This window comes from Amycolatopsis sp. SID8362 (assembly GCF_010550475.1).
In the GTDB taxonomy this organism is placed as follows: domain Bacteria; phylum Actinomycetota; class Actinomycetes; order Mycobacteriales; family Pseudonocardiaceae; genus Amycolatopsis; species Amycolatopsis eburnea.
The window spans coordinates 1-7,620 of sequence record NZ_JAAGNB010001823.1; the positions used below are offsets into that span (position 1 = coordinate 1).

The window sequence follows — 7,620 nt, forward strand, 5'->3', positions numbered from 1 at the left end:
CGTTGCCCGCGCCCACCAGCCCGAGGGCGACCCGGCGCCGGCCGAGCTGCCCGACGTGGAACAACGTGCCGGCCCGGTGCGCGCGGACCGCGGCGCCGGTCATCCGGTCGAGCACCGCGGACCGCTCGACCTCCAGCGCGGTCAGGACGACGATCACGCGATCACCACTTCCCCGCGTTCCACCATGGCGTTTCCTCCCTCGTTGCGATTTGCAGGGTGCAAAGTAGTCCTGACGGACCGTTCTCGTCAACGAGACGAATATTGACGGCCCGCTACACTGTGCACTATGGACAGTTCCGTCGTGATCGCTTCCCCGGCTGTCGAACATGCCTGACCCCGAGGAGTGGACGATCCCCGAGGTCGCGCTCGCCGTCGACCTCGCTGTCCTGACGATCCACGACGGTTCCCTGCAGATCATGTTGATCAGGCGGGGAATTCCCCCGTACGAGGGGATGCTCGCGCTCCCCGGTGGCTTCCTCGCCTCCACGTCCGAGGACCTCGACCACGCCGCCACTCGTGAGCTGTCCGAAGAAACGGGTCTCGACGCGAATGCGTTACACCTGGAGCAGCTGCGCACGTACGGCGCACCCGGACGAGACCCCCGGCAGCGCGTGATCACCGTTTGCTACGTCGCGTTCTCGCCCCAGCTCCCGGCCCCCACCGCGGGCGGCGACGCGCGCGACGCCGTGCTGATGCCGGTCGAGAAGGTGCTCCGCCCCCGGACGCAGATCGCGTTCGACCACAAGAAGATCATCGCGGACGCGGTGGAGCGCGCCCGCGCCAAACTGGAGTACACGACGCTCGCGGCGGCGTTCTGCGCGCCGGAGTTCACGATGACGGATCTGCGGGAGGTTTACGAGATCGTCTGGGGTGAGCAGCTCGACCCGCGCAACTTCCACCGGAAGATCACAGGGGTCGAAGGGTTTTTGATCCCGACCGGGGAGCGGGTTTCGCGGCAGCCAGGGCGGCCGGCGGCGTTGTACCGGCGGGGGCCGGCGACCGTGCTGCACCCGGCTATGCTGCGCAGCCGATCCGCTTGACGTCCTGAGGGGGAGCTTTGAGCGACGGCCTGGAACTGTTCATCGCCCACGCTTCGGAGGACAAGGACAGTCTCGTCCGGCCGCTCGCCGCGTACCTGACCAGGGCCGGGGTGAAGGTCTGGTACGACGAGTTCTCGCTGAAGGCCGGCGACAGCCTGTCGCGGTCGATCGACAAGGGGCTCGCGACGGCACGCCACGGATTGGTCGTGCTCAGCCCGGCGTTCTTGACGAAGCGCTGGCCCGAATACGAGCTTCGGGGGCTCACGGCCAAGGAAATCGCCGGCGGCGAGAAGGTCGTCATTCCCGTCTGGCACAACGTCGACGTCCAGGACGTCCTGGCCTTTTCGCCACCGCTGGCCGACAAGTTCGCGGTGCGAAGCAAGGACCGCGACTTGGAGGACATCGCGGCTGAGATCCTGCGCGTGATACGGCCCGATCTCGGACAGCAGTTGTCGGTTCTCCGCAGGCTCTTGCGCCGTCCCGGCCCGGATGCCGAGATCGTACACGTGCCCGCGACAAAGTTGGGTGTCATGCCACGACCGAAGGTCGTCGAAGCGGAGGCACATATCGCCATCCGTGCCGCGAACATCGTCAACACACTCGGGCGAGCCAACCCGAAGGTCGTCGGCGACTTCATGACCTTCGTCGCCGACCTCTACCGAGACCTGCACCCCGAGGTGGAACTCCGGGTGTGGGAACTGATCACCGCCGTGTTCATCCTGGTCGATGGAATGACCGAGCTTTCCCCCGAGCAACGGGAGCGCTTGGTCCACCTCCTCGTCATGATCTCCCTGGACAACCTCGACGAGCTTGATCGAGCAGAGCTTCCCGAGCACGTAGTGGCCTTGACCGTCGAGAAGTGGCTGACGTTCTCGGACGTCGTCAAAAACGAACGAGTCCGGTTCTCCACCGAGGGAATGCCCGACGACTGAAACGCCGAAGGCCTCCCGCGTCAAAACGGGAGGCCTTCGAAAAGCGAAAACGTCAGGACTTCGAAACCCGCGCGAACTCGTCCTTCGGGTTGTTGATCTGCCCCAGCGAGATCACCTCACGCCGGAACAACCCACCGAGGATCCAGTCGAACAGGATGCGGATCTTGCGGTTCCAGGTCGGCATCGCCTTCAGGTGGTACGCGCGGTGGAAGAGCCACGCCGGGAAGCCCTTGATCTTCAGGTTCAGCGCGTCGGCCACGCCCTTGTGCAGGCCCAGGCTGGCAACCGCGCCAAGGTTCTTGTGGTAGTAGTCCTTCGGCTTGCCGCCGCGGATCACCTTGATGATGTTCTTGGCGAGCAGGGTCGCCTGGCGGACCGCGTGCTGGGCGTTCGGCGGGCAGGTGGCCGTCGGGTCCTCTTCGGTGCGCGAGAGGTCCGGGATCGCCGCGTTGTCGCCCGCGGTCCAGACGTCCGGGTGGCCGACGACCTGCATGGCGGCCGTCGCCTCGACGCGGCCGCGCTTGTCGAGGGGGAGGTCCGAATTGGCCAGCACCGGGTTGGCCTTCACGCCCGCGGTCCAGATGAGCGTGTCGGTGTCGAACTCCGTGCCGTCCGAGAGCACGACGTGGCCGTTTTCGAACGACTTCGCCGCGGTCGACAGGTAGACCTCGATGCCGCGCTTCTCCAGCTGCTCGACCGTGTACACGCCCAGGGTCTCGCGGACCTCGGGCAGGATGCGCCCGGCGGCCTCGACGAGCACCCAGCGGACGTCGGACGGCTGGATGTTCGGGTAGTAGTTCTCCACCGCGAACCGGGTCATGTCCTCGAGCTCGGCCAGCGCCTCGATGCCGGCGAACCCGCCGCCGACGACGGTGAAGGTCAGCAGGCGCTTGCGCAGCTCGGGGTCGAGCGTGCTGGCGGCCTCGTCGAGCTTGGTCATGATGTGGTTGCGCAGGTAGATCGCCTCGCCGATGGTCTTGAAGGCGATGCCCTCTTCGACCAGGCCGGGGATCGGCAGGATGCGCGCGACGGCGCCGAGCGCGACGACGAGGACGTCGTAGCCCAGCTGCTCGATGTGGCCGTCGGCCGCCTCGACGGTGACCGACTTCTTGTCGTTCTCGATCTTGGTGACGCGCGCGGTCAGCACGTGGCAGCGCTTCAGCACCCGCCGCAGCGGCACGACCACGTGCCGCGGCTCGATCGCGCCGGCCGCGGCCTCCGGGAGGAACGGCGCGTAGGTCATGTGGGGCTGCGGGTCAACGACGGTCACGGAGGCCTCGTTGGCCCGGAGCATCTTCTGGAGGCCGTACGCCGTGTAGAGCCCGACGTACCCACCACCGAGGACGAGGATCCGAGTCGGTTCCGACTTCGACTTCGCAGCAGCCATGTCCTCATGGTGACACCTTCGCGGGCGGCCCGCTCGGGGACCCCATCCGGCTGTGACCAGCGTCGCGGCGGTTTCCGTAACGATTCAGTCGTGGCCAGTCACCGAGGTCGCGGCGCGGAAGACGGCCGCCACCATGTCGTGGGTCACGCGGTGTGTCTGGACATTGCGCGGCGAGACGTGATAACAGCCGAAAACACGCAGGTCGCCCAGCTTCAGGACGGCGCCGTGGGCGAACGCCGGCCGCGGCTGCGGGACCGGCCAGCCCGCCGCGGCGAGCACGGGCAGTAACGCCTGCCAGCCGAACGCGCCGAGCACCACGATCGAGCGCAGTGTCGGACGTAACAGCGTCAGCTCCTCCGCGAGCCACGGACGGCACGTGTCGCGCTCGGCCGGCGTCGGCTTGTTCTCCGGCGGGGCGCAGCGCACCGGCGAGACGAGCCGCGTGCCGTACAGCTCCAGGCCGTCGCCGATGCGCTCGGACGTCGGCTGGGACGCGAGCCCGACCTCGTGCAGCACCCGGAAGAGGAAGTCGCCCGACGGGTCGCCGGTGAACATGCGGCCGGTGCGGTTCGCGCCGTGCGCCGACGGCGCCAGCCCGACGACCGCGAGCGACGCGTCGGGCGGCCCGAAGCCCGGCACCGGGCGGGCCCAGTACTCCTCGCCCCGGAACGCCGCTTTCGTGCCCGCGACGCCTTCGCGCCAGGTCACCAGCCGCGGGCACGCACGGCACGACGAGACAGCGGCGTCCAGCTCGTCGAGGGACCTCATCGCAGCGCCGCCCGGGACAGCCGGTCGGCCCGGCGGGTCGTCTCAGGCAGGCGGTAGCGCGGGGTCAGCGCCAGGGTCAGCCGGCAGGCGTGGGCCAGGCCGATCCGGTGCCCGGCCGAGACGTACACCGGTTTGACGCCGTCCTGCGTCCGCAGCACCGCGCCGACCTCCTCGCCGGCGTCGACCAGCGGCGCCGACGCCCCGCGGGCGTACCCCGGCAGCTCGTGGGTGCCGACGAACCGCGTCTTTCCGACGCCGAACGCGGGCCGCCCAGTCAGCACGCCGAGGTGGCAGGCCAGGCCGAAGCGCCGCGGGTGGGCGAGGCCGTGGCCGTCGCAGACCAGGACGTCCGGCTCGCGCTCCAGCTCCGAGAGGGCGGCCAGCAGCGGCGGCAGCTCGCGGAAGGCGAACAGGCCCGGCTCGTACGGGAAGACGGCCTTCGCGCGGTGCGTCCGTTCCTCGACCACGGTGAGCCCGGCGGTCTCCAGGGTGACGACCGCCGCGGCGATGCCGTCGTCCTCGTCGTAGGCGACGTCGAGGCCGGTCACCGTCGGCGGCAGCTCCGGCAGGTCGTCGGTGAACTCGACCCGGCCACGCAGCGCTTCCTGGACGGCGAGGGCCTCCGCGGCCGTCGACGGCCAGTCCCCGGTGTGCACCAAGTCACCCTGCCACAACTAAGTTGGGGCCATGGCGGACACGACCCCCGAAGAGGCCCCCGAGCCGAAGGCGCCGGAAACCACGGAGATCCCGGCCGAGCCGACCGACGACATCGTCACGACCAAGCACACGCTCACCGTGAAGCGGAAGAAGCTCGCGTACACGGCGAAGGCGGGCCGGGTCGTGCTCCGCAAGGAGGTCTTCAAGGACGGCAAGTCGGAGGGCTTCAAGGCGAAGGCCGAGGTGTTCGTCACCTCCTACACCCTCGACGACGCCGACCCGGGCACGCGGCCGGTGACGTTCGCCTTCAACGGCGGCCCCGGCTCGTCGAGCATCTGGCTGCACCTGGGCCTGCTGGGCCCGCGCCGGGTGCTCTCCGGCGACGTCGACGACCTGGTGCCGCCGCCGTACGGGCTGGCCGACAACCCCGAGACGCTGCTGGCGCACAGCGACCTGGTGTTCATCGACCCGGTGTCGACCGGCTACTCGCGGGTCGCGGGCGGCGAGGAGACCAAGGACTTCCACGGGTACCAGGGCGACATCGAGTCGGTCGGCGAGATCATCCGGCTGTGGGTGTCGCGGCACCAGCGCTGGCTGTCGCCGAAGTTCCTGGCCGGCGAGTCGTACGGCACGCTGCGCGCCGCCGGGCTGGCCGCGCACCTGCAGGACCGGCACGGGCTCTACCTGAACGGCCTGCTGCTCATCTCGTCGGTGCTCGACCTCGGCACGCTGCAGTTCACCGAGGGCAACGACCTGCCGTACTCGCTGTACGTGCCGACGTACGCGGCGATCGCGCACTACCACGGCCTGCACGGCGACCGCCCGCTCGACGACGTCCTGGCCGACGCCGAGGACTTCGCGGCGAAGGAACTGCCGTGGGCGCTCGCGCGCGGCGCGCGGCTGTCCACGCAGGACCGGGCCGAGGCGGTGGCCACGCTGGCGTCGCTGACCGGGCTCACCGAGTCCTACGTGGACCGGGTGAACCTGCGGATCGAGCACGTCCGGTTCTTCACCGAGCTGCTGCGCGACCGCGGCCTGACGGTCGGCCGGATGGACGGCCGCTTCACGGCGTGGGAGCCGGACGGCGGCCGCGAGCACATGAGCGACGACCCGTCGATCTCCCGCGTGCTCGGCGCCTACGCGGCGGCGTTCAACCACTACGTGCGGGCGGAGCTCGGGTACGAGAACGACCTGCCGTACGAGATCATCCACGAGGACACGTTCAAGGCCTGGTCGTACAAGGAGTTCGAGGGCCGCTCGGTGTCGGTGGCCGATTCGCTGGGCACGGCGATGCGCGCGAACCCGCACCTGCGGGTCCACGTGGCATTCGGCCACTACGACGGCGCGACGGCGTACTTCGCGGCCGAGCACGTGCTGGCCCACCTGCAGATCCCGGAAGAACTGCGCGACAACATCGACACGGCGTACTACCCGGCCGGGCACATGATGTACGTCCACGAGCCGAGCCGGGTGCAGCAGTCGAAGGACCTCGCGAAGTTCGTCAAGAAGGCGTCGAACCGCTGACCCGGCACACCGCCGTGCGGCGCTTGCGCGGCCGCACGGCGGGCGCCCGTGCGCGTGCTCAGCAGGCGCGCAGCGAGCTGACCTTGTCGTTGAAGTTGTAGCGGGGACCGATCGGCCCCTTCCAGCCGACTCCGATCCGCAGGGAGTTGCCCTGGTAGTCCGAGTCCTCGTAGAGGCACCAGATGCGGCTCGTCCGGTTCGAGACGGACGAGATCTTGTCGTTGTAGATGTAGCCGCCGACCGGGGCGACCAGGTTCGGCGACCCCAGCTGGAACTGGGCGCGGCGGCCCGTCCCGTCCGCGTTCTCCCAGACGCAGAAGTAGCCGGCGGGGCAGTCGTTGAAGCTCTCCGTCCCCGCGGTGCCGGCCGGCTGTGCCTGTGCGGCGGCCGGAACGGCCAGCGGGATCAGCGCCAATCCCAGGGTGACGAGCAGGCTGCGAACGGGTTTCACGAGTCCTCCAAGAGGTGCGTGGTGCTCGGTCGGGCAGGGCGGGAAGCCGTCGCCCGGCGGCGCGTCGACCGCCGCTGACGCCACCATCGGGGTCCGTTCGTGTGAACCGCTTGCAAGGTTTCTGTCCTGCCCTGGTCAGTGCGGTAGTTCTGGCACGGGGACTTGGGGGTGGTGACCGTGCTGCACCTGCTGGGAGAGGTGGCCGCGCACGTCGACGGGCAACCGGTCGACCTCGGGCCGGCCAGGCAGCGGTGCCTGCTCGCGGTGCTGGCGGTCGAGGCCGGGCGGGTGGTGCCGGTGGACCGGCTGGCCGAGCGGGTGTGGGGAACGGACGAGCCGCGGCGAGCGCGGGCCACGCTGCACAGCTACATCTCCCGGTTGCGCCGGGCGCTGGCGGACGTCGCGGGGGTGGCGATCGCGCGGCGGTCGGGAGGCTATTGCCTGACCGGGGATCCGGCGCACCCGGCGGTGGACCTGCACCGGTTCCGGGACCTGTGCGCCCGCGCCCGCGGGCCCGCCGACGACGCCGAGTCGGCGGAGTTGCTGACCGAAGCGCTCCGGCTGTGGCGCGGCCCGGCACTCACCGGGATCGCGGGCGAGTGGGCGGAGGCCGAACGCGACCGGCTGGAGCAGGAGCGGCTGGCCGCGCAGCACGATCTGGCCGACGTCCGGCTGCGGCTCGGCCAGGGCGGTGACCTGGTGGTCGAGCTGGTCGCGTTGGCCGGGGCACACCCGTTGGACGAACGGGTCGCCGGCCAGTGCGTGCTGGCCCTGCACCAAGCCGGGCGCACCGCCGACGCGCTCGAGCACTACCGGCGGCTGCGGGTGCGGCTGGTGGACGAGCTGGGCACCGAACCCGGC

At 70.1% G+C, this 7,620-nt stretch carries 8 protein-coding genes; 4 read left to right on the forward strand and 4 right to left on the reverse strand.

From position 1 onward, the window contains the following. Positions 1-326 precede the first annotated feature (326 nt). Together G3I65_RS55490 and G3I65_RS55495 are read left to right on the forward strand one after the other, a co-directional pair. On the forward strand, positions 327-1,040 hold the full coding sequence (locus G3I65_RS55490; protein ID WP_160704615.1) for an NUDIX domain-containing protein: 714 nt from the start codon (positions 327-329) through the stop codon (positions 1,038-1,040). A 17-nt stretch (positions 1,041-1,057) separates the two neighbouring features. Then, positions 1,058-1,972, forward strand: a complete 915-nt coding sequence (locus tag G3I65_RS55495; protein ID WP_160704617.1) for a toll/interleukin-1 receptor domain-containing protein — start codon at positions 1,058-1,060, stop codon at positions 1,970-1,972. A 52-nt stretch (positions 1,973-2,024) separates the two neighbouring features. Here G3I65_RS55495 and G3I65_RS55500 read toward each other — a convergent pair whose 3' ends face one another. From G3I65_RS55500 to G3I65_RS55510, 3 genes are all read right to left on the reverse strand, one after another. Beyond that, the gene (locus tag G3I65_RS55500) at positions 2,025-3,359 is read right to left on the reverse strand and encodes an NAD(P)/FAD-dependent oxidoreductase (RefSeq protein ID WP_125312570.1); all 1,335 of its coding nucleotides are present in this window, start codon (positions 3,357-3,359) and stop codon (positions 2,025-2,027) included. 84 nt (positions 3,360-3,443) lie between these two features. Beyond that, entirely contained in the window at positions 3,444-4,127 is a 684-nt protein-coding gene (locus tag G3I65_RS55505; RefSeq protein WP_160704619.1) for a uracil-DNA glycosylase, read from the reverse strand. Continuing rightward, positions 4,124-4,783, reverse strand: coding sequence for an endonuclease V (locus G3I65_RS55510; RefSeq protein ID WP_160704621.1), 660 nt, complete (start codon positions 4,781-4,783; stop codon positions 4,124-4,126). Before G3I65_RS55510 ends, G3I65_RS55505 begins: the two co-directional genes overlap by 4 nt. Positions 4,784-4,814: 31 nt before the next feature. Between G3I65_RS55510 and G3I65_RS55515 the strand changes: the two genes are divergently transcribed. Further along, positions 4,815-6,308, forward strand: a complete 1,494-nt coding sequence (locus tag G3I65_RS55515) for a S10 family peptidase (RefSeq protein WP_160704623.1) — start codon at positions 4,815-4,817, stop codon at positions 6,306-6,308. Positions 6,309-6,366: 58 nt separating this feature from the next. On the opposite strand, the gene G3I65_RS55520 is transcribed toward G3I65_RS55515, so the two are convergent. Beyond that, on the reverse strand, positions 6,367-6,759 hold the full coding sequence (locus tag G3I65_RS55520) for a peptidase inhibitor family I36 protein (RefSeq protein WP_160704625.1): 393 nt from the start codon (positions 6,757-6,759) through the stop codon (positions 6,367-6,369). A gap of 168 nt (positions 6,760-6,927) precedes the next feature. On the opposite strand from G3I65_RS55520, the gene G3I65_RS55525 reads away from it, so the two are divergent. Further along, positions 6,928-7,620: AfsR/SARP family transcriptional regulator (locus G3I65_RS55525; protein WP_160704627.1), on the forward strand; the 693-nt coding region annotated here is incomplete at its 3' end.

Coding starts and splice junctions, on each gene's coding strand:
- G3I65_RS55500 (WP_125312570.1), bottom strand. CDS start 3,359: ATGGCTGCTGCGAAGTCGAAGTCGGAACCGACTCGGATCCTCGTCCTC.
- G3I65_RS55515 (WP_160704623.1), top strand. CDS start 4,815: ATGGCGGACACGACCCCCGAAGAGGCCCCCGAGCCGAAGGCGCCGGAA.
- G3I65_RS55505 (WP_160704619.1), bottom strand. CDS start 4,127: ATGAGGTCCCTCGACGAGCTGGACGCCGCTGTCTCGTCGTGCCGTGCG.
- G3I65_RS55490 (WP_160704615.1), top strand. CDS start 327: ATGCCTGACCCCGAGGAGTGGACGATCCCCGAGGTCGCGCTCGCCGTC.